This is a genomic window from Arthrobacter sp. NyZ413 (assembly GCF_049390645.1).
Taxonomy (GTDB): Bacteria; Actinomycetota; Actinomycetes; order Actinomycetales; family Micrococcaceae; genus Arthrobacter.
Genome location: NZ_CP155434.1, coordinates 1708485 through 1727209, shown reverse-complemented (window position 1 = coordinate 1727209; position 18725 = coordinate 1708485). Strand labels below are relative to the sequence as shown.

Here is an 18725-nt window from a genome sequence, read left to right as displayed (position 1 = left end):
GGACTTAGTCCTCGTCGTCCTTATCCCAGGCTTCGTTGCGGGCCTTGACCTTTTCCAGGGCCTCTTCCGCTTCCTTGCGCGTCTTGTAGGGTCCGATCAGTTGTGTCCAATCAGACAACGCGTCTTCTTCGACCTGGTGCGTCTTGACGTTGTACCAGTACTCCGCCACTTTTCCTCCTCAGCCCACCCGCCGTAACCTAGGCCGCGCCACTTGGCTCTTGGCCGCCTTTGTTACTTGCGTCTCGTGCGTCCCTTATATGATCAATCTATGCCTTCTCCCGCTCCGACCGCACCCACCGGCACGCTTACCCGAGGAACCGTCAGCCCGCGGCTGGACGTACCCGCGTCCATCCCGCGCCCGGAGTACGTCGGCAAACCGGGCCCGGCGAAGTTCACGGGTTCCGAGGTCAAATCGTCCGAGACCATCGAGAAGATCCGCATTGCCGGAAAGATCGCGGCACAGGCGATTGTCGAGGTCGGGAAGCACATTGTCCCCGGAGTGACCACGGACCAGCTCGACCGGATCGGGCACGAGTTCCTCCTCGACAACCATGCCTACCCGTCCACGCTGGGGTACCGGGGTTTCCCCAAGTCGTTATGTTCCTCGCTCAACGAGGTCATCTGCCACGGCATCCCGGACACCACGGTGGTCCAGGACGGCGACATTATCAACATCGACATCACGGCGTATATCAACGGCGTCCACGGCGACACCAACTACACCTTCCTCGTCGGGGATGTGGACGAGGAGTCGCGCCTGTTGGTCGAACGGACACAGGAATCGCTCAACCGGGCCATCAAAGCGGTGGCCCCCGGACGTGAGATCAACGTGATCGGCCGGGCGATCGAGTCATATGCGAAACGGTTCGGCTACGGCGTGGTCCGCGATTTCACCGGCCATGGCGTCGGGGAAGCATTCCACACCGGCCTGATCATTCCCCACTACGACGCCGCGCCCGCGTACAACACTGTGATCGAGGCGGGAATGGTGTTCACAATCGAGCCGATGCTCACCCTTGGCACCGTCGAATGGGACATGTGGCCCGATGACTGGACAGTCGTCACCCGCGACCACAAGCGGACTGCACAATTTGAGCACACCCTGCTGGTCACCGAGACCGGCGCCGAAATACTGACCCTTCCATAGCTACCCCGGAAGGTCACTTGGCAGCATTAGCCTGCTGAACCATGCCCACCCCTCCTGCCATGAACGGAAACGCATTGACCAAGAAGGATGAGAAGTTTCACAAGCACGGACCATTGATCGGCATTGATGTTGGTGGCACCGGCATCAAGGGCGGCATCGTCGACCTCAAGAAGGGCAAGCTGGTCGGCGACCGTCTTCGCATCCTGACGCCGCAGCCGTCCACGCCGGAAGCTGTCGCCGAGGTCATCGCGCAGATCGTCGAGGATTTGTCCACCCGGCCGGATGCGCCGGCCCCCGGATCTCCCGTGGGCGTGACGTTCCCCGGAATCATCCAGCACGGCGTGGTGCGTTCCGCCGCGAACGTGGACAAGTCCTGGCTCAACACTGATATCGATTCGCTGCTCAGCAAGCGATTGGACCGGCCGGTCAAGGTCATCAACGACGCCGATGCGGCCGGTCTCGCCGAGGCCCGCTACGGTGCCGGCGAAGGCGTCGACGGCACCGTCCTGGTCATCACCCTCGGCACAGGCATCGGTTCGGCGTTCATCTTCAACGGCCAACTGGTCCCGAACGCGGAACTCGGCCACCTCGAAGTCGACGGCCACGACGCCGAGACGAAAGCATCCGCCGTCGCACGCGAGCGTGACGGACTGAGCTGGGAAGACTACAGCGTATTGCTGCAGCGGTACCTCTCCCACGTCGAGTTCCTCTTCTCCCCCGAACTCTTCATCATCGGCGGAGGCATTTCGAAGCGTTCGGATGAATACTTCCCGCACTTGTCCCTTCTGACGCCGATCGTCACGGCGGAGCTGAAGAACGACGCCGGGATCGTGGGCGCTGCGCTCGACATCGCGCTCCACCACAAGATCGCCAAGTAGCACGGTAACGTAACGGGCCGTCGTCGTCATCCAACGTACGACGGCGGCACCCGGCAACGCGGTGAAACGAACCGCGGCGGGTGCGAAAGAAGGCCGGTGGTGGTTGCGGCTTCCCCTCCGCTGCCACCACCGGAGCTAGATGGGGCTCTTTTCCGAGCTCTTGCCGTTGGAGCCGCCCTTGGCCGCGCTGGCAGCCTCATGGCGAAGGAGCGAGATAGCGGCCTCGAAGTCCTCCAAGGACTCAAAGGCCTGGTAGACGCTGGCAAAACGCAAATAGGCGACTTCGTCCAGCTTTTGGAGCGGCCCAAGGATAGCCAACCCGACCTCATGGGCATTGATTTCGGCTACACCGGAAGAACGGATGTTCTCTTCCACTTCCTGCGCCAGCATGGCGAGGTCGTCTTCGGTGACCGGCCTGCCTTGGCAAGCCTTGCGGACACCGTTGATGATCTTGATCCGGCTGAACGGCTCCCCCACGCCCGAACGCTTGATCACGGACAGGCTGGTGGTCTCCACAGTGGTAAACCGGCGTCCACATTCAGGACATTGACGCCGACGACGGATGGCTGACCCGTCCTCGGCCATCCGGCTGTCAACAACGCGCGAGTCAGGGTTACGGCAGAACGGACAATACACGCTGGCCTCCCTTGCTCGGTTCCGGCGCTGCTGTTGCGGAACCGGCCGCGGACGCAAAAGTGCCGGAAGTATGACTTCCGGCACCAGTTTACGGCGATTCCAGTCCTAATGCCAAGACTGTAATTACTATATGTAGTGGTGACCACCCAATATGTAGTGGTTCAGGCTCCCCTGAAACGGATCTTGACGGCATCACCGTGACCCGGAAGGTCTTCGGCATCCGCGAGGCTCACAATGTGCTTGCTCACCTCTTCAAGGGCATCCTTGCTGTAGTTGATCACCTGGACCGCGCGCAGGAAGGTTGTCACGTTGAGACCCGAAGAGAACGCAGCGGTACCGCTCGTGGGCAGGACGTGGTTCGAGCCCGCGCAGTAGTCCCCGAGGCTGACCGGGCTGTAGTTCCCCACGAAAATGGCACCCGCATTGCGTATCCTGGCAGCTACAGCGGCTGCGTCCGCCGTCATGATTTCCAAGTGCTCCGCAGCGTAGGCGTCGCACACCGCAACGCCCTGGTCCACGTCGTCCACCAACACGACGCCGGACTGGGGGCCGGACAAGGCAGTGGCGACCCGTTCGGCGTGCTTCGTGGTTCCCACCTGATACGCCAGCTCACGCTGGACGTTGGCGGCGAGTTCCTCGGAGTCCGTGATCAAGACAGATGCCGCTTTGGGATCGTGCTCGGCCTGGCTGATCAGGTCGGCGGCCACGAGGGCGGGGTGCGCCGAGGCGTCAGCAAGGATGGCGATTTCAGTGGTGCCGGCTTCGGAGTCGATTCCGACGACCCCCTTCACCAGGCGTTTTGCCGTGGCAACAAAGATGTTCCCAGGACCAGTCACGACGTCCACGGGTTCGATCGGCAACTCATGGTCGGCGCCGGGGATCCCGTAGGCGAACGAGGCAATGGCCTGTGCGCCACCGATGGCATAGACCTCGTCGATCCCCAGGAGTGCCGCAGCCGCGAGGATCGTGGGGTGGGGCAAGCCGCCGAATTCCTTCTGCGGCGGCGACGCGAGCGCGATCGAAGCCACCCCCGCCGCAAGGGCGGGAACTACGTTCATAATCACGGAGGAAGGGTAGACCGCCAGGCCACCCGGGACGTACAGGCCAACACGGCCTACTGGGACCCAGTTCTGGCTGACGACGGCGCCATCGCCCAATTGCACATCGACGTTTGCGGGCTTTTGGCCTTCGGCGAAGCGCCGCGCGCGGCTGATGGACTCCTCGAGGCCGGCACGGACGGCCGGATCCAGGTTTTCCAAGGCGTCGGCAAGGGCAGCGGCCGGCACACGCGGGTGGGATTGTTCAACGCCGTCGAAGGCCAGGGCCAATTCACCCAATGCCGCAAAACCCCGGGAACGGACGGCCGAAATGATGTCCAGAACCTTCTGTTCGGCGTCCGCCATCGTCTGATGCTTGGCCCGCGGCACAGCGGCACGCAATTCGGCCAAGGTGAGCGAGCGTCCGCGCAGGTCGATGCGGCGGAAGTCCACGGGGCGGGAAGCAGCGTTGGTCGTGTTCTCGGAAGAAATGGTCACCCGACCATTTTACGGGGCATCCCGCTGTTCCTCCGGCTGCCTGCCCATCAGGCCGAAAAGAGTCAGGAGGAAGGAGACCAAGGCCGTCGCACCAGGCCACAACAGGAGGGCCGCCGTCGCGCGCAGGGAGAAGCCGTCGGAACCGTTGGCCGCCGGCCCCCACCATTGCGCTGAGAGCAGGCCCACTTGCCAGGCGACGAGCGCGCCGACGAGGCCGCCCACTACCGCCAGTATGACGCGCGCTCCTTGGCCCGGCTTGCGGATCCGGGCGTCAAGGAGAATGGCCGTGAAACAGCCGGCAAGGAGGCAGAGTCCGGCCAGGACGAGGTCGCGGGGTAGCCGGCCATCGGAATCGGTTGGATCCGCGAGTGCGTGGTTTCCGGAGACCAGGTTGAGCCCACCGGGGGCCAATACCCACCAAGCAAGTCCCAGAGCGATCCCGGATGCCGCCGGTACCGCGAGCCACAACCACCATTTACGGTCCCGGCTGTCCGTGGCTGGCGCGGACTCAAGAAGGTCTGGTGTCTGCTTGGTCATGACACAAACATTAACAAACGTTTCCGGACGCTCAATACGCGGCCGCACGGCGCAGCAGCGGAATACGCTGAAGGCACGGGCGTTAATACCATTTGATGGCAAAAGGCTATGCAGGAGAACGGTCAAAGTGACGTTGGACAGATCGGCTTTTGAAGCCACGTTCAAGCAAATGTTCCGTCGGCATGCCGCCGGAGTCGCCATCATCACTGCCAACCTGGACGGCAAACCATTCGGCTTCACAGCGACGTCGGTGGCATCCTTGTCCGCGGAGCCGCCACGGTTCACCTTCAATATGTCCCGCAGTTCCAGTTCCTGGCCGGCCATAGCCAATTCGAGCTACATCGGATTGCACATGCTCGGGCGCGAGAACCAGGCACTGGCCGACCGGTTTTCCCGCACGCAGGAACGGTTCGAAGGCGACCATTGGGAACCGGGTCCCTTCGACGTGCCGGTCCTGAAGAACGTGGCGGGCTGGCTCATCGGCAAGATCCAGATGCGGCTGTCCTTCGAGAACAACGCGATCGTAGTGGTGGAAGTTGTCGACGGCTTGGTCGGCGACGACGACACTCCCCTTCTCTACCACTCCGGTTCCTACAGCCAACCCGTCCCGCTCGACTACGAAATCTGACCCGGGCGGGTCACCCGTCCAGGCAAGTGGGTCCCAGAAGCACCTTCAGGTCCCCGAAGAGCGAGGGCGTCGGATTCACGCGCAAGTGCACCGGCAAGCCCATGACTTCCACTTTCGAATCGCCCTGCAAATGCAGCCTTACCTCCGAGTTGCCCCGGTGGGTGTTCAAGACATCGCCGAGGTCGGTAACGACCGCTTCCGTGGCCTTGTACGTGGGCATCGTGATGACCAGCGGACCGCTTGTGCTCTCGCTCAGGTCGGGAACCGAAAGCTCCATGCAGTTCAAAGTCACCGCGCCGTCGTCGCGCCGCTGCAGGCGGCCCTTGACCACGACAATGAGGTCTTCCGCCAGGACCGAAGCGATCGGGCCATAGACCTGGCCGAAGAACATGACCTCGATCGACGCGCCGAGGTCTTCGATTTCAGCCCGCGCATAAGCGTTGCCGCTTGCTTTCGCGATCCTGCGGCTTAGTGAGGTGATCATGCCCGCAATGGTGACGATGGCGCCGTCGTGCGGTCCGTCTTCACCAAGGATCGAGGTGATGGACTGCTCGGCATGCTGGCTCAAGAGGCCCTCGAGGCCCTGCAAGGGGTGGTCCGAGACGTAAAGCCCCAGCATGTCCCGCTCAAAGGCGAGCTTGTCCTTCTTTTCCCACTCCGGCAGGTCCGGGATCTCGGTGCTCAAGGAGGCTTGCGGCTCCTGGTCATCGATCCCGGCGAAGAGGTCGAACTGTCCGATCGCTTCGTTGCGCTTCAGGGTGATCACGGAGTCGATGGCTTCCTCATGGACCATCGCCAGGGCTCGGCGGTGGTGGCCGAGGGAGTCGAACGCCCCTGCCTTGATGAGGGATTCGATGGTTCGCTTGTTGCAGACCACGGCGGGCACCTTCATGAGGAAGTCCTTGAACGAACCGTAGGCGCCTTCGCTCTCGCGGGCCGCCACCATCGCCTCCACCACGTTGACGCCGACGTTGCGGATGGCGCCCATGCCGAAGCGGATATCGCTTCCCACAGGCGTGAAGTTGAGGCTGGACTCGTTGACGTCCGGCGGAAGCACGGTGATGCCCATGCGGCGGCACTCGTTGAGGTAGATCGCAGACTTGTCCTTGTCATCGCCCACCGACGTCAACAGGGCCGCCATGTACTCCGGCGCGTAGTGCGCCTTCAGGTACGCCGTCCAATACGAGATCACCCCGTACGCGGCCGAGTGCGCCTTGTTGAAGGCGTAGTCCGAGAACGGGAGCAAGATGTCCCACAGGGTTTTCACGGCGTCAGCGGAGTAGCCGTTGTCCTGCATGCCTTGCGAGAAACCGGCAAACTGCTTGTCCAGTTCGGACTTTTTCTTCTTACCCATGGCACGGCGCAGGATGTCGGCTTGGCCAAGCGAGTAGCCGGCCAGTTTCTGGGCCACGGCCATGACCTGTTCCTGGTACACGATCAGGCCGAATGTCCCGCCCAGGATGTCTTCCAACGGCTCAGCGAGCTCCGGGTGGATCGGGATGACGTCCTGGATCTTGTTCTTGCGGAGGGCGTAGTCCGTATGCGCGTTGGCACCCATGGGACCCGGACGGTACAAAGCCAGCACGGCCGAAATGTCTTCGAAGTTGTCGGGCTTCATGAGCTTCAGCAACGACCGCATGGGGCCGCCGTCGAGCTGGAACACACCCAAGGTGTCGCCGCGGGCCAGGAGTTCATAGGACGCGGCATCGTCCAAGGCCAGGTTCTCGAGGTCGAGGTCCACGCCGCGGTTCATCTTGATGTTTTCCAAGGCGTCCGAAATGATCGTCAGGTTCCTCAGGCCGAGGAAGTCCATCTTGATCAACCCGAGGCCTTCAGACGTCGGGTAGTCGAACTGCGTGATGACCTGGCCGTCCTGGATGCGGCGCATGATCGGAATGACGTCGATGATGGGATCCGAGGACATGATGACGCCGGCGGCGTGGACGCCCCACTGGCGCTTCAGGCCCTCGATGCCCAGCGCGGTTTCGAACACCTTGGCGGCTTCGGGGTCCGTGCTGATGAGCTGGCGGAAATCTCCGGCTTCGCTGTAGCGCTTCGCCTCGGGATTCTGGATGTCCGCGAGCGGAATGTCCTTCGCCATGACCGCCGGCGGAAGCGCCTTGGTGAGCTGTTCGCCCATGCTGAACGGATACCCGAGGACCCGCGAGGAGTCCTTGAGCGCTTGCTTGGTCTTGATGGTGCCGTAAGTGACAATCATCGCGACGCGCTCGTCGCCGTACTTCCGCGTGACGTAGTCGATCACTTCGGAACGGCGGCGATCGTCGAAGTCGACGTCGAAGTCGGGCATGGACACACGGTCCGGGTTGAGGAACCGCTCGAAAATGAGGCCGTGTTCCAAAGGATCGAGGTCGGTGATGCGCATGGCGTACGCCACCATGGAACCCGCACCGGAACCACGGCCCGGGCCTACCCGGATGCCGTTGTTCTTCGCCCAGTTGATGAAGTCGGCAACCACCAGGAAGTAGCCGGGGAATCCCATCGACGTGATGACGTCGAGTTCATAGTCGGCCTGCTTGCGCACCTTGTCCGGAACGCCCTGGGGGTACCGGTAGTCGAGGCCCTTCGCCACTTCCTTGACGAGCCACGACGTCTCGTCCTCACCCGGCGGGCAAGGGAACCGGGGCATGTAGTTCGCCCCCGTGTTGAAGGACACTTCGCAGCGCTCGGCGATCGCCAAGGTGTTGTCGCACGCGTCAGGATAGTCGCGGAACAACTCCCGCATCTCCTGGGGGGACTTCAAGTAGTAGCCGCTTCCGGAAAACGCGAAGCGGGACCCGCCGTTATCGTAGGTCGGTTCCAGGAGGGTTGAACCGGACTGGATCGCCAACAAGGCTTCATGCGCCTTGGCATCGTGCTCGTGGGTGTAGTGGAGGTCGTTGGTGGCGACGAGCGGCAGGTTGAGCTCTTTCGCCAGGCGCAGGAGGTCGCCGGTGACCCGCCGTTCGATGTCCAGGCCGTGGTCCATCAGTTCGCAGTAATAGTTCCCGGCGCCGAAGATGTCGCGGAACTCCGAGGCCGCAGCAAGGGCCTCACGGTACTGGCCGAGGCGAAGCCGGGTCTGCACCTCACCGGAAGGGCAGCCGGTGGTGGCGATCAGGCCCTCGGAATAGGTGTTCAGCAATTCCCGGTCCAGGCGCGGCCACTTTCCGAACACCGAATCAAGCGAGGCAATGGACGATGCCCGGAACAAGTTGCGCATGCCCACGTTGTTGTAGCTCAGCAACGTCATGTGGGTGTATGAACCACCACCGGAGACGTCGTCCTTGCGCTGGCTCTCGTCGCCCCAACGGACGCGTTCCTTGTCCCCACGCGCCGTCCCGGGCGTTACATACGCTTCCACACCGATGATGGGCTTGATGCCCTTGTCGGTAGCCTTCTTCCAGAAATCGAAGGCGCCGAACAGGTACCCGTGGTCCGTGGTGGCGAGGGCGGGCATGCCCAGACGTTCGGTTTCATCGAACAATTCGGTGAGCCGGGCAGCACCATCCAGCATGGAATATTCGGTGTGGGTGTGGAGGTGGACGAACGAGTCATTGCTGGAAGTCACCACGACAGTCTATCGGGAGCCTTCCTGTGCCGCAGGGTGTTGATCAGGCGTTGCCGCTTTCCAGGAGATCCAGCGCGAACTGGAGATCCGCGGGGTACTGGCTGGTAACTTCAATCCAATCCCCCGTACGTGGATGGTTGAAGCCAAGGCGGCGAGCATGTAGCCACTGCCTGGTGAGTCCGAGGTTGGCGGCAAGCCGGGGATCCGCCCCGTAAGTCAGGTCGCCCGCGCAGGGATGCCGCAAGGCGGAAAAATGCACCCGGATCTGATGCGTCCTCCCGGTTTCCAGGTGAACTTCCACCAGGGTCGCCTTGCCGTACGCTTCGAGGACCTCGTAGTGCGTCACGGACGGACGTCCGTCCTCGACGACGGCGAAGCGCCAGTCGTGCCCCGGGTGGCGTCCGATAGGCGCATCAATGGTTCCTTCGAGAGGGTCCGGCAGGCCTTGGACCACAGCATGGTACACCTTGTCCACAGTGCGTTCCTTGAAGGCCCTTTTGAGCACCGCGTACGCGTGTTCGCTCTTGGCCACCACCATGACTCCCGACGTTCCGACGTCGAGCCGATGCACGATTCCGGCACGCTCCGGCGCGCCGGACGTGGAGATCCGGTAGCCGGCCCCGGCCAAGCCCCCGACGACGGTGGGCCCCACCCAGCCCGGCGACGGGTGCGCAGCCACGCCAACAGGCTTGTCGATGACGACAAAGTCCTCATCGTCCAACAGGATGTTCAGGCCTTCCACGACTTCCTCCACGACTTCCAAGGGATCCCGGCGTTCGGGAACGGTGACTTCCAGGACGGAACCGGCAACGAGTTTCGCTGATTTTCCGACCACAGCTGCCGACACCATCACATTGCCTTCGGCGATGAGGACAGCAGCGGCCGAACGCGAAATGTCCAGGAGTTTGGCCAGTCCCGCGTCCGCCCTGGCTCCGCCAAGCTCTTCAGGTACCAGGAAGCGCTCAGGCATCGTCCGGTTCTCCGTCCCGTTTGGCCGGCAAGCTCCCGGAAGAATCCGGAGCCGCGGAATCCGGAGCAGCGGCGGAATGGTGGCGGGAACCATCCAGCCCGATGCCCCGCAGGGTCAGGAGGCAAATGATCACGACGCCGGAAACGACGGCGGAGTCGGCAATATTGAAAATCGCGAAATTGGGCAGTTGGATGAAGTCCACCACGTGGCCCATGGCAAAGGACGGTTCACGGAAAAGCCGGTCCGTAAGGTTTCCGAGGGCACCGCCCAGCAGCAAGCCCAAGGCAAGTGCCCACCAGGCTGAGCCGAGCCGGCGCAACTGGAACAAGATCACTACGGACACAGCTGCCATGACAATCGTGAAAACCCACGTGACGTTCTCGCCGATCGAAAACGCCGCTCCGGAGTTGCGGATGTAGTACCAGTGCAGGAGCGGCGGCAGCACGGGGAGCCGCTCGCCCTCGACCATGGTGCTTGTGACCCAAAGTTTGGTCAGTTGGTCAAAGACGTAGGCGAAAACGGCAAAGCCCGCGAAGACCCATAGCAATGCCGGACGCCAAACGTGGGCTTTGATGCGGACTGGCTCTGCAGTGCCGTCTGATTGTTCTTCGCTCATAGTACTTTCATTCGTGGCCGTGGCTTCTGGCGCCTTAACAGGCGAAAGCCGGCGGCCGAGGAATCCCCAGCCACCGGCTTTCAGAATACTTGCTAGACCTCTGCGGCTGCTTCGCCGACCTCGGGGGCCGCAACAGAGCCACGGGCATCCAGGTCACGCAGCTGGCCTTCGATGTATGCCTTCAGGCGCGAGCGGTAGTCGCGCTCGAAGCCGCGAAGCTGCTCTACCTTGCGTTCGAGGACGGAGCGCTGCTGTTCGAGGGCACCAAGGATCTTGCGGGACTTGTCCTGCGCGTCGTTGACAAGGCTCGAGGCTTCGATCTGCGCCTCGGCGATGATCTTTTCCTTCTGCTGCTGGCCATCGGAAACGTGCTTGTCGTGCATCTGCTGGGCCATGGCCAGGAGGCCGGCTGCGGACTCGGCGGAGGGGGAACCGACGCCGGGGGTCGCTGCGGGAGCCGGAGCCTGCGCCTTCTTCTTCTCGGCTTCGGCGGCTGCCTTCGCTTCGGCTTCCGCCTTTGCCTGAGCTTCCTTTTCGGCCTTGGCTGCGGCGGGAACCTTCTCGACAACGGGTGCCGGTGCGGCTACAGCGGGGACAGCGTTTCCACCTTCGGCGAGCTTCTTGCGAAGCTCGTCATTCTCCTGGTTCAAACGCCGCAGCTCGACGACGATCTCGTCGAGGAAGTCGTCGACCTCGTCCTGGTCGTAGCCTTCGCGGAACTTAGTCGGCTGAAAGCGCTTGTTGACAACGTCTTCTGGCGTCAAAGCCATCTGGTCACCTCGTTGGTCTAGTTAGTCAGTAGGCCTTCCGGCCGTTCAAAACTACGGTACCTAAATATCATCTGATTCCCCCAATTCAACACCATCGTGTTGGCTTGGAGGATTTGCGCCGCGCAAACCGGGTCACGGCCGCGCCCGCAAAGCCTTGTGGAAGGCCTACGCCAGCGAGTATACGAATCCCATGGCAATGCCGACGATGATGAACACAATCAGGAATGCCAGGTCCAGCGACATGCCCCCAAGCTGCAATGGCGGAATGAGCCGGCGAATTCGCTTCAAGGGCGGGTCTGTGACGGAGTAGACCACGTGTGCCGCCACCAAGGCGGCGCCGCGCGGCCGCCACTGGCGCGCAAACATCTGCACCAGGTCGTATACGAGCCTGATGACGAGGGAAACCAGGAAAAGCAGCAGTGCGATGTAGAGAAGGCCGAAAACAATGCCCACGGTTTAGCTCAGATCTCCTAGTTCGCCACGTTCGGTCGGTCCCTCTATTGCAACACAGATGCCAGGCAGATCGCTCTGCCTGGCATCTTTTGTAACTGGACTAGCTCTGGTTGAAGAACGACGCTTGGGACTCGGCGGTCTTTTTGTCGTCACCGAGGACTTCAACGTATGACGGCGACAGCAGGAAGACTTTGTTGGTGACGCGTTCGATACTGCCGTGCAGGCCGAACACCAAACCAGCAGAGAAATCGACGAGGCGCTTCGCGTCTGCCTCTCCCATGTCGGTGACGTTCATGATCACGGGGATGCCGTCCCTGAAGCTTTCGCCGATGATCTTGGCGTCGTTGTAGGAACGCGGGTGGACTGTGGTGATCTGCTTCAGGCCTGAAGCTTCTTCACGGCTCGATGCCGCACGCTTGATAGGTGTCACGGGTGCGCGGTATTCCTCTTCGGCGACTGGGGGGACTTCACGAACTACTTCACGTACAGGTGCGGGGGCGCGTCGCTCTTCGCGATCGTTCTCTGCAGGCCGTTCCTCTTCAACTTGCTGCACGTGCTGTTCAGACTCGTAGTGATCTTCGCCATCGGCGAGCCCAAGATAAACCATTGTCTTGCGCAGTGCGCCAGCCATGCTGGACTCCTATCGTGTCTGCAGTGGGCGGGCCGCCCGTGACTTGGCATAGCAGAAAACCCCGGCCCGTCGCTTCGAATACTTTGACGCTACCCCACGGGCGGACGCGATCCGAGAATATCCGAGCCAATTCGCAGGTGTGTCGCACCAAATCTGACAGCGGCTTCAAGGTCCTGGCTCATCCCCGCCGAGATGGCCCCGGCGCCCGGATGTGATCGGCGCAATTCTTCGGAAATAGCGGCAAGCTTGTCAAAAGCGGCCTCCGGCGGCACGCCAAGTGGCGCGACAGCCATCACGCCTGCCAACCGCAGGCCGGCTGCGGCAGCGATCGAGTCGGCGAGAAGCCCGACGTCGGCCGGTGCCGCACCGCCGCGGTGCTCACCGCCGTCGTCCTGGAGACTTACCTGGATGAAGCACTCAAGGTCCGGACGGCCGGTCTCGGACTGCCGGCGCTCGATCGCCTTCGCTAGGGCTGCCACAAGCTGGACGCGGTCAACGGACTGCACGGAATGCGCGTACTTCACCACGGACTTCGCTTTGTTGCTTTGCAATTGGCCGATGAAGTGCCATCGCAGGTCAAGGTTGGAGAGCTCAGCGGCCTTCGCTCCGGCCTCTTGGTCGCGGTTTTCACCCAGATCAGCGACGCCGAGGGAGGCGAGCCGGACCACATCCGCGGCCGGGTGGAACTTGCTGACGACAATGAGCCGCGGTTCATCCCCGCGTCCCGCGTCCCGGGTTGCCTCGGCGATCCTCCGGCGGACCGCGGCCAGCCGGTCCCGAAGTTCGGCAGTCCTCGGATCGGTGCCGACGGAGTCCACGCCGGGCGTTGGCTCAGTCATGGGTCCACACCAAGCCTGCGAAGCGACCGGTGCCGGCCTCGCGCCTGTAGGAAAAGAGCCCGGCGGTTTCAAGGGTGCAATCCCCCGAATACTCGACCGTGACGCCGAGGGACTGCAATTGGGCACGGACGCCTGCTGGCAGGTCGAGCGCCGGTGTCCCCCAGGATGTGGTGGCCCAAGCCTCCGGAACTACCTCCGCAACGTCTTTGCGCATTTGTTCCGGAACTTCGTAGCACCTACCGCAAATGGAAGGGCCAAGCCACGCGCTGATCCGCGCGGCACCTCGGTTTCGCATCTCCGCGACGGCGACGGATACGACGTCGGCGGCCACTCCAGGCCTGCCGGCGTGGACAACCGCAAGAACAGGAGGCGGAGGGCTGCTGTCCGAACCATCGGCGCCTTCCGGCATGTCACCGACCAGCACGACAGGGACGCAGTCGGCCACCATGACCGCGAGGGGCTGGCCGGTCGACACCAACGCGTCCGCAGTGGGAGCGCCATCCGTCACTCCCCCGGCCGGAATGAACTCCACGGCATTGCCATGAACCTGGTTCATGTATTGGAAATGCCGTCGGCCAAGTCCGGCCGCTTCTTCCAGCCGGACCCGGCGCACCGCGACGTCGTCGGGATCGTCCGCGACGTGCAGTGCGAGGTTTCCCGCATCAGCATCCGAGAAGGCGACCGAGACGCCCGGTCGCACTTCTTTTCGCCACCAAAACACTGCTTACTGACTCTCCTGGACTACCCGATACCCGCTGCTTGCTTCACGAAGGTCTGTTACTTCAGGAAGTCCGGCACGTCGAGGTCGTCGGTGCGGCTGCCGGACAGGTCCGGTTCGACAACGGCCGGAAGGTCGACGTCGAACCCTGAGTCGGCGGGCAACGCGGAAGGACGCTGCTGGCCCCAATTGCTCAGGCCCGAGGCACCCACGCCGGCGCCCACGTGCTGCGGAGCCGGGTACGCGGGAGCCGCAGCCGCGGCAGCAGGACGCTCGGGAGCCGCAGCCGCCTGGTGCTGGCCCTGTTGGGAGGACGACTGGTTCATGGACGGCGATGTTGCCTTGACGTCGTCGAATCCAGCAGCGATGACGGTCACGCGGGCTTCGTCGCCGAGAGCGTCGTCAATGACCGCACCGAAGATGATGTTCGCTTCGGGGTGGGCCACTTCCTGAACGAGCCGCGCGGCTTCGTTGATTTCGAACAGGCCCAGGTCCGAGCCGCCCTGGATGGACAGCAGCACGCCGTGGGCGCCGTCGATGGACGCTTCCAGCAAGGGCGATGCAATGGCGAGCTCCGCCGCCTTGACCGCACGGTCTTCGCCACGGGCCGAGCCGATGCCCATGAGCGCCGAACCGGCACCCTGCATGACGGACTTGACGTCGGCGAAGTCGAGGTTGATGAGGCCGGGGGTCGTGATGAGGTCCGTGATGCCTTGGACACCCGAAAGCAGGACCTGGTCAGCGGAACGGAAAGCGTCCAGGACGGAGACGTTGCGGTCGCTGATGGACAGGAGGCGGTCATTCGGGATGACGATAAGGGTGTCGACTTCATCGCGGAGGGCGTCGATACCCGCCTCTGCGGAGCCGGCACGGCGGCGGCCTTCAAAGGTGAAGGGCCGGGTGACCACACCGATCGTCAACGCGCCGAGCGAACGCGCGATACGGGCCACGACGGGGGCACCGCCGGTACCGGTTCCGCCACCTTCGCCTGCCGTCACGAAGACCATGTCCGCCCCGCGAAGGACTTCCTCGATTTCGTCGGCGTGGTCCTCGGCGGCCTGGCGTCCGACGTCGGGGTTGGCGCCGGCACCCAGGCCACGGGTGAGCTCGCGTCCGACGTCGAGCTTGACGTCCGCGTCACTCATGAGCAAAGCCTGGGCATCGGTATTGATGGCGATGAACTCGACGCCGCGAAGGCCGACCTCAATCATTCGGTTAACTGCATTCACGCCACCGCCGCCGATGCCGACGACCTTGATGACGGCCAAGTAATTCTGCGGTGCTGCCACGTTTCGTGCCCCTTGCTTTGTCCTATTTCGAAACAGATCGAGTCCAACTTGAATTCTTGGACCTTAACCCTCTAGTTGAAGGTTATAGTTATGTCAAGTAACTCTTATGCGACGGTATGGGCTATGAATCGTACATTCAATGACCGCTCCCGCGTGTCGTCCAAAGTACCCAAAATAGCCCTTCACACCTTGATTGCTACTTTGTGAACGGGTGCCGCGGCACACTCACATCGTAGACGTTCACGGGAACTTTCGGATTCACGGGGGCCTTGATCAACGCTTCCAAGACGCGCGCTTTCAACTCCTTTTCGTCCGCGTTTCCCCACACTACGGTCTTCCCGTCGTTCAGCTTGAGTTGGACCGCGTCAGGTGACGTCGCCGAAGCGCTGGCCATCTTGGCCAAGACGTCGGAGGGCAACGTCGCCAGCACGGCGGTGATCGCCTTGAAGAGATCCGGGTTGGTGCCTTGGCCATCGATGATAGGCAAGGGCACCGAGGAAGAATCGGGGGTCGAACCCAACTGCACGCCATCGACGTCGACCAGCATGTACGCGTCGCCGTTCTTCACGAGCGCCACCGGCACGCGTTCGACCACATGGACCCGGAGTTCCGACGGCGGACGGGCCTCGGTGGTCACCGAACGCACCTGGACCAGCGGCTTGAGAAGGGTGGCGATCTCGGCGTCGTTGATTTGCGGCAAGGGTTTGCCTTTGATTGGAGCCAAGGCTTGCTGCACGGCCACCGGCTGGAGCATCTTGACGCCGTCCACGGTCACTGTGCGCACGGCAAACACCGGAGAATAGATCGTTGCCACAATGATCCCCGCGACCAGGACCACAACGACCGCGAGCACGGTCAATACCGTGCGGCGCCGCTTGCGTCCCTTCGGCTCGGGAAAAACGAGGACGTTGCTGTCCTTCGGACCAGCCTCCTTGGGCGGTTCGACGACGGGTTCGTCAACGCTCCGTTCAGCGCTGACGACGCCCGGCCGCGAACCGGCCTTCGGCTTGAAAGTGGGCTTCCGGGTTTCAGCCACCCAACAACTCCACGATTCGGGGCCCGTAAGCCGTGACGTCGCCGGCCCCGACCGTCAGCACGACGTCGCCGTCACCGGCCGCAGCGAGGACCGCGTCCAGGGCCTCCTGCCCGCCGGCCACCAGCCTGCCGGTCTTGAGGCGTTCCGTAATGAGTGTGCTTGTCACCCCGGGAATCGGGTCCTCGCGCGCGGGGTAGATGTCCAAGACGAGCGCGGTATCGGCTTCACCGAGCGCTTCGGCGAATTCCTGGGCGAACTCCCGCGTCCGCGAGAACAGATGGGGCTGGAAGAGCACATGCACCTTTGAGTCGCCCGCCACCGAACGCGCGGCGGACAATGCGGCCCGGACCTCGGTGGGGTGGTGGGCGTAGTCGTCGTAGACGCGCACCCCCCTCCCCTGCCCTTTGAACTCGAACCGGCGGGAGGCGCCTGTGAACTTGCCCAAGGCGGCCACCGCCGCTCCGGGAGCCACGCCGAGTTCGACGGCGACCCCGACGGCGGCGGCTGCGTTGAGTGCGTTGTGCCGTCCGGGGACCTTAAGTTCCAGGCGGTGCCGTTCTCCGGCGACGCTAAGCCAGACGGCTCCCGGGCCGTCGTCGTGAAGTCGGATGTCGGCGTCGTCGGCGGTACCGTATGTCAGCACCCGGGTGCTGCCCGCAGCACGGGTCCGCTCGGCGAGGGCCCTCGCGCCGCCGTCGTCCGCGCAAGCGAACAACGCACCGTTGGCCGGCAGGAGCGCGGCGAATTTGTCGAAGGAGGCGAAAACCGCTTCCGCCGTCCCGTAATAGTCCAGGTGGTCGGCTTCAACGTTCGTGACGACGGCAAGCAGCGGCCGGTAATTGAGGAAGGAGCCGTCCGACTCGTCCGCTTCGGCCACGAAGATGTCCGAGGTGCCGTGGGCGGCGTTGACTCCGAGGGAGGGAACGTTTGCGCCGATCGCGAAGGACGGGTCCAGGCCCGCTTCCTTCAGCAAGACCGCGATCATTGACGTCGTGGTGGATTTTCCATGCGTCCCGGCTACGGTTACCACCCGGTCCTGGCCCATTGTCGCGGCCAAGGCTTCGGAACGGTGCAGGACCGGAAGGCCGGCCGCCCGTGCCGCCTCGAGTTCCGGGTTATCGGCGCGGATGGCCGAACCGGCGACGACAGTCTGGGCGTCGCCCACGTTCGATGCGGCATATCCGACGGCGATCCGCGCGCCTGCGGACTCCAGGTCCCGCATGACGGGCAAGTCCTTGGCGTCCGAACCGCTCACCGTCACGCCGCGGGCCACCATGATACGGGCGACGGCCGACATCCCCACTCCGCCGATGCCGATGAAGTGCACCCGGCCGAGGGATTCGAGGTCAACAACGGGTTGGGTCATTCGGACACCGCTTCCAAGACAAGATCAGCCATCCGCTGATCGGCATTTCTCACGCCAAGCCGGCGTGCTTTGTCGGCCATATCCGCGAGGCGGGCCTGGTCCGTGAGCAGGGGGATCAGTTCGGATTGCATCCATTCGGCGCTCAACGCGGCGTCGTCAACAAGGAGGGCCGCGCCCGCATTGACCAACGCCGAAGCGTTCTTGGCCTGTTCGCCGTTGCCGATGGGCAAAGGAACAAAAACCGCCGGGAGTCCGACGGCGGCGACCTCGCTGACCGTCGCCGCCCCCGAGCGGGCGAGGAGCACGTCCGCGGCCGCGTACACGTTTTCCATGCCATCGACGTATTCCACTTGGCGGTAGCCGTCGGCGGCAAGTGGAGCACCGTCGTCGTTCTTCACTGCCTTGCCACGGCCGGTGATGTGCAAAGTCTGGATCCCGGCGTCCGCCAAGGCGGTGACGGCACCTGCAATAGTGCGGTTGATGCTTTGGGCGCCGGACGAACCGCCGGTGACAATGAGCGCCGGACGATCGGCATCCAGCCCGAGCAATTGCTTGGCGGGTCCGCGGCCAGCCTCCCTGTCGAGGGCTGCGATGGCGGTGCGCATGGGCATGCCGACATGCCGGGCGTGACGCAACGGCGTGTCCGGAAAAGCGACTGCGACGTGCTTGGTGAACATCGCACCCACGCGGTTCGCCAGGCCGGGGTGGGTGTTCGCCTCATGGATGACGATCGGAATCTTCCTCCGCCAAGCCGCGAGGTACATCGGAGTACAGACATACCCGCCGACGCCCAGCAGGACATCCGCTTTGGCGTCATCGAGGATCCGGCCGGCTTGCTTCACGGCATTCGCGAGCCTGCCCGGCAACTTCACCAGGTCCAACGAGGGCTTCCGGGGAAAAGGGACCCGGTCGATAGTTGCCAGTTCATATCCGGCAGCGGGCACGAGACGGGTTTCCATTCCGTTGGGGGTGCCCACGGCAAGGATCGCGGCGTCGGGCCGTAGTGCTTTGATGGCATCGGCGATGGCCAGCAAGGGGCTGATGTGTCCGGCGGTCCCGCCCCCGGCGAGGACCACGGACAATGGCTTGGGCTGGGAATTCATGGAGT

The 18725-nt window shown here is 63.2% G+C and carries 19 protein-coding genes; 3 read left to right on the top strand and 16 right to left on the bottom strand.

The genetic code is table 11. The features are described from left to right. Positions 1-4 precede the first annotated feature (4 nt). A complete protein-coding gene (locus tag ABCW42_RS08135; RefSeq protein WP_133206197.1) occupies positions 5-169 on the bottom strand; it encodes an SPOR domain-containing protein in 165 nt (54 codons plus the stop codon). Between the two features lie 99 nt (positions 170-268). Between ABCW42_RS08135 and map the strand changes: the two genes are divergently transcribed. Both map and ppgK read left to right on the top strand, forming a co-directional pair. Continuing rightward, positions 269-1147 (top strand): type I methionyl aminopeptidase, encoded by an 879-nt coding sequence (gene map, locus ABCW42_RS08130; protein ID WP_423184358.1) that lies wholly within the window; start codon positions 269-271, stop codon positions 1145-1147. A 74-nt stretch (positions 1148-1221) separates the two neighbouring features. Beyond that, entirely contained in the window at positions 1222-2025 is an 804-nt protein-coding gene (gene ppgK, locus ABCW42_RS08125) for a polyphosphate--glucose phosphotransferase (RefSeq protein ID WP_423184838.1), read from the top strand. A 135-nt stretch (positions 2026-2160) separates the two neighbouring features. On the opposite strand, the gene nrdR is transcribed toward ppgK, so the two are convergent. From nrdR to ABCW42_RS08110, 3 genes are all read right to left on the bottom strand, one after another. Beyond that, positions 2161-2661 (bottom strand): transcriptional regulator NrdR, encoded by a 501-nt coding sequence (gene nrdR, locus ABCW42_RS08120; protein ID WP_423184357.1) that lies wholly within the window; start codon positions 2659-2661, stop codon positions 2161-2163. A 161-nt stretch (positions 2662-2822) separates the two neighbouring features. Continuing rightward, positions 2823-4196 carry a histidinol dehydrogenase gene (gene hisD, locus ABCW42_RS08115; RefSeq protein ID WP_423184356.1) on the bottom strand — a complete coding sequence of 458 codons (1374 nt, stop codon included), beginning with the start codon at positions 4194-4196 and terminating at the stop codon, positions 2823-2825. 9 nt (positions 4197-4205) lie between these two features. Beyond that, positions 4206-4733 carry a hypothetical protein gene (locus tag ABCW42_RS08110; RefSeq protein WP_423184355.1) on the bottom strand — a complete coding sequence of 176 codons (528 nt, stop codon included), beginning with the start codon at positions 4731-4733 and terminating at the stop codon, positions 4206-4208. Positions 4734-4902: 169 nt separating this feature from the next. On the opposite strand from ABCW42_RS08110, the gene ABCW42_RS08105 reads away from it, so the two are divergent. Beyond that, entirely contained in the window at positions 4903-5361 is a 459-nt protein-coding gene (locus ABCW42_RS08105) for a flavin reductase family protein (RefSeq protein ID WP_423184837.1), read from the top strand. 10 nt (positions 5362-5371) lie between these two features. On the opposite strand, the gene dnaE is transcribed toward ABCW42_RS08105, so the two are convergent. The 12 genes from dnaE to murG all read right to left on the bottom strand — a co-directional run bounded on the left by dnaE (position 5372) and on the right by murG (position 18720). Further along, a complete protein-coding gene (dnaE, locus tag ABCW42_RS08100) occupies positions 5372-8929 on the bottom strand; it encodes a DNA polymerase III subunit alpha (protein WP_423184354.1) in 3558 nt (1185 codons plus the stop codon). Positions 8930-8972: 43 nt separating this feature from the next. After that, positions 8973-9899 carry an RluA family pseudouridine synthase gene (locus ABCW42_RS08095; protein WP_423184353.1) on the bottom strand — a complete coding sequence of 309 codons (927 nt, stop codon included), beginning with the start codon at positions 9897-9899 and terminating at the stop codon, positions 8973-8975. Continuing rightward, positions 9892-10515: a signal peptidase II gene (gene lspA / locus ABCW42_RS08090; protein WP_423184352.1), complete on the bottom strand. Its 624-nt coding sequence runs from the start codon at positions 10513-10515 to the stop codon at positions 9892-9894. The genes ABCW42_RS08095 and lspA overlap by 8 nt, the downstream gene beginning before the upstream one ends. 92 nt (positions 10516-10607) lie before the next feature. After that, on the bottom strand, positions 10608-11285 hold the full coding sequence (locus tag ABCW42_RS08085) for a DivIVA domain-containing protein (protein ID WP_133206189.1): 678 nt from the start codon (positions 11283-11285) through the stop codon (positions 10608-10610). A 165-nt stretch (positions 11286-11450) separates the two neighbouring features. Further along, on the bottom strand, positions 11451-11738 hold the full coding sequence (locus ABCW42_RS08080; protein WP_423184351.1) for a YggT family protein: 288 nt from the start codon (positions 11736-11738) through the stop codon (positions 11451-11453). Positions 11739-11838: 100 nt separating this feature from the next. Then, a complete protein-coding gene (locus ABCW42_RS08075; protein ID WP_423184350.1) occupies positions 11839-12369 on the bottom strand; it encodes a cell division protein SepF in 531 nt (176 codons plus the stop codon). Positions 12370-12458: 89 nt separating this feature from the next. Further along, positions 12459-13208, bottom strand: coding sequence for a YggS family pyridoxal phosphate-dependent enzyme (locus ABCW42_RS08070; RefSeq protein WP_423184349.1), 750 nt, complete (start codon positions 13206-13208; stop codon positions 12459-12461). After that, the gene (locus ABCW42_RS08065; protein ID WP_423184348.1) at positions 13201-13929 is read right to left on the bottom strand and encodes a polyphenol oxidase family protein; all 729 of its coding nucleotides are present in this window, start codon (positions 13927-13929) and stop codon (positions 13201-13203) included. Before ABCW42_RS08065 ends, ABCW42_RS08070 begins: the two co-directional genes overlap by 8 nt. 56 nt (positions 13930-13985) lie before the next feature. After that, positions 13986-15215 carry a cell division protein FtsZ gene (gene ftsZ, locus ABCW42_RS08060; protein ID WP_423184347.1) on the bottom strand — a complete coding sequence of 410 codons (1230 nt, stop codon included), beginning with the start codon at positions 15213-15215 and terminating at the stop codon, positions 13986-13988. A gap of 196 nt (positions 15216-15411) precedes the next feature. Then, complete coding sequence (locus ABCW42_RS08055; protein WP_423184346.1) at positions 15412-16251, bottom strand: cell division protein FtsQ/DivIB; 840 nt, start codon at positions 16249-16251, stop codon at positions 15412-15414. After that, positions 16244-17617, bottom strand: coding sequence for a UDP-N-acetylmuramate--L-alanine ligase (murC, locus tag ABCW42_RS08050; RefSeq protein WP_423184345.1), 1374 nt, complete (start codon positions 17615-17617; stop codon positions 16244-16246). The genes ABCW42_RS08055 and murC overlap by 8 nt, the downstream gene beginning before the upstream one ends. After that, positions 17614-18720, bottom strand: coding sequence for an undecaprenyldiphospho-muramoylpentapeptide beta-N-acetylglucosaminyltransferase (gene murG / locus ABCW42_RS08045; RefSeq protein ID WP_423184344.1), 1107 nt, complete (start codon positions 18718-18720; stop codon positions 17614-17616). The genes murC and murG overlap by 4 nt, the downstream gene beginning before the upstream one ends. Positions 18721-18725 lie beyond the last annotated feature (5 nt).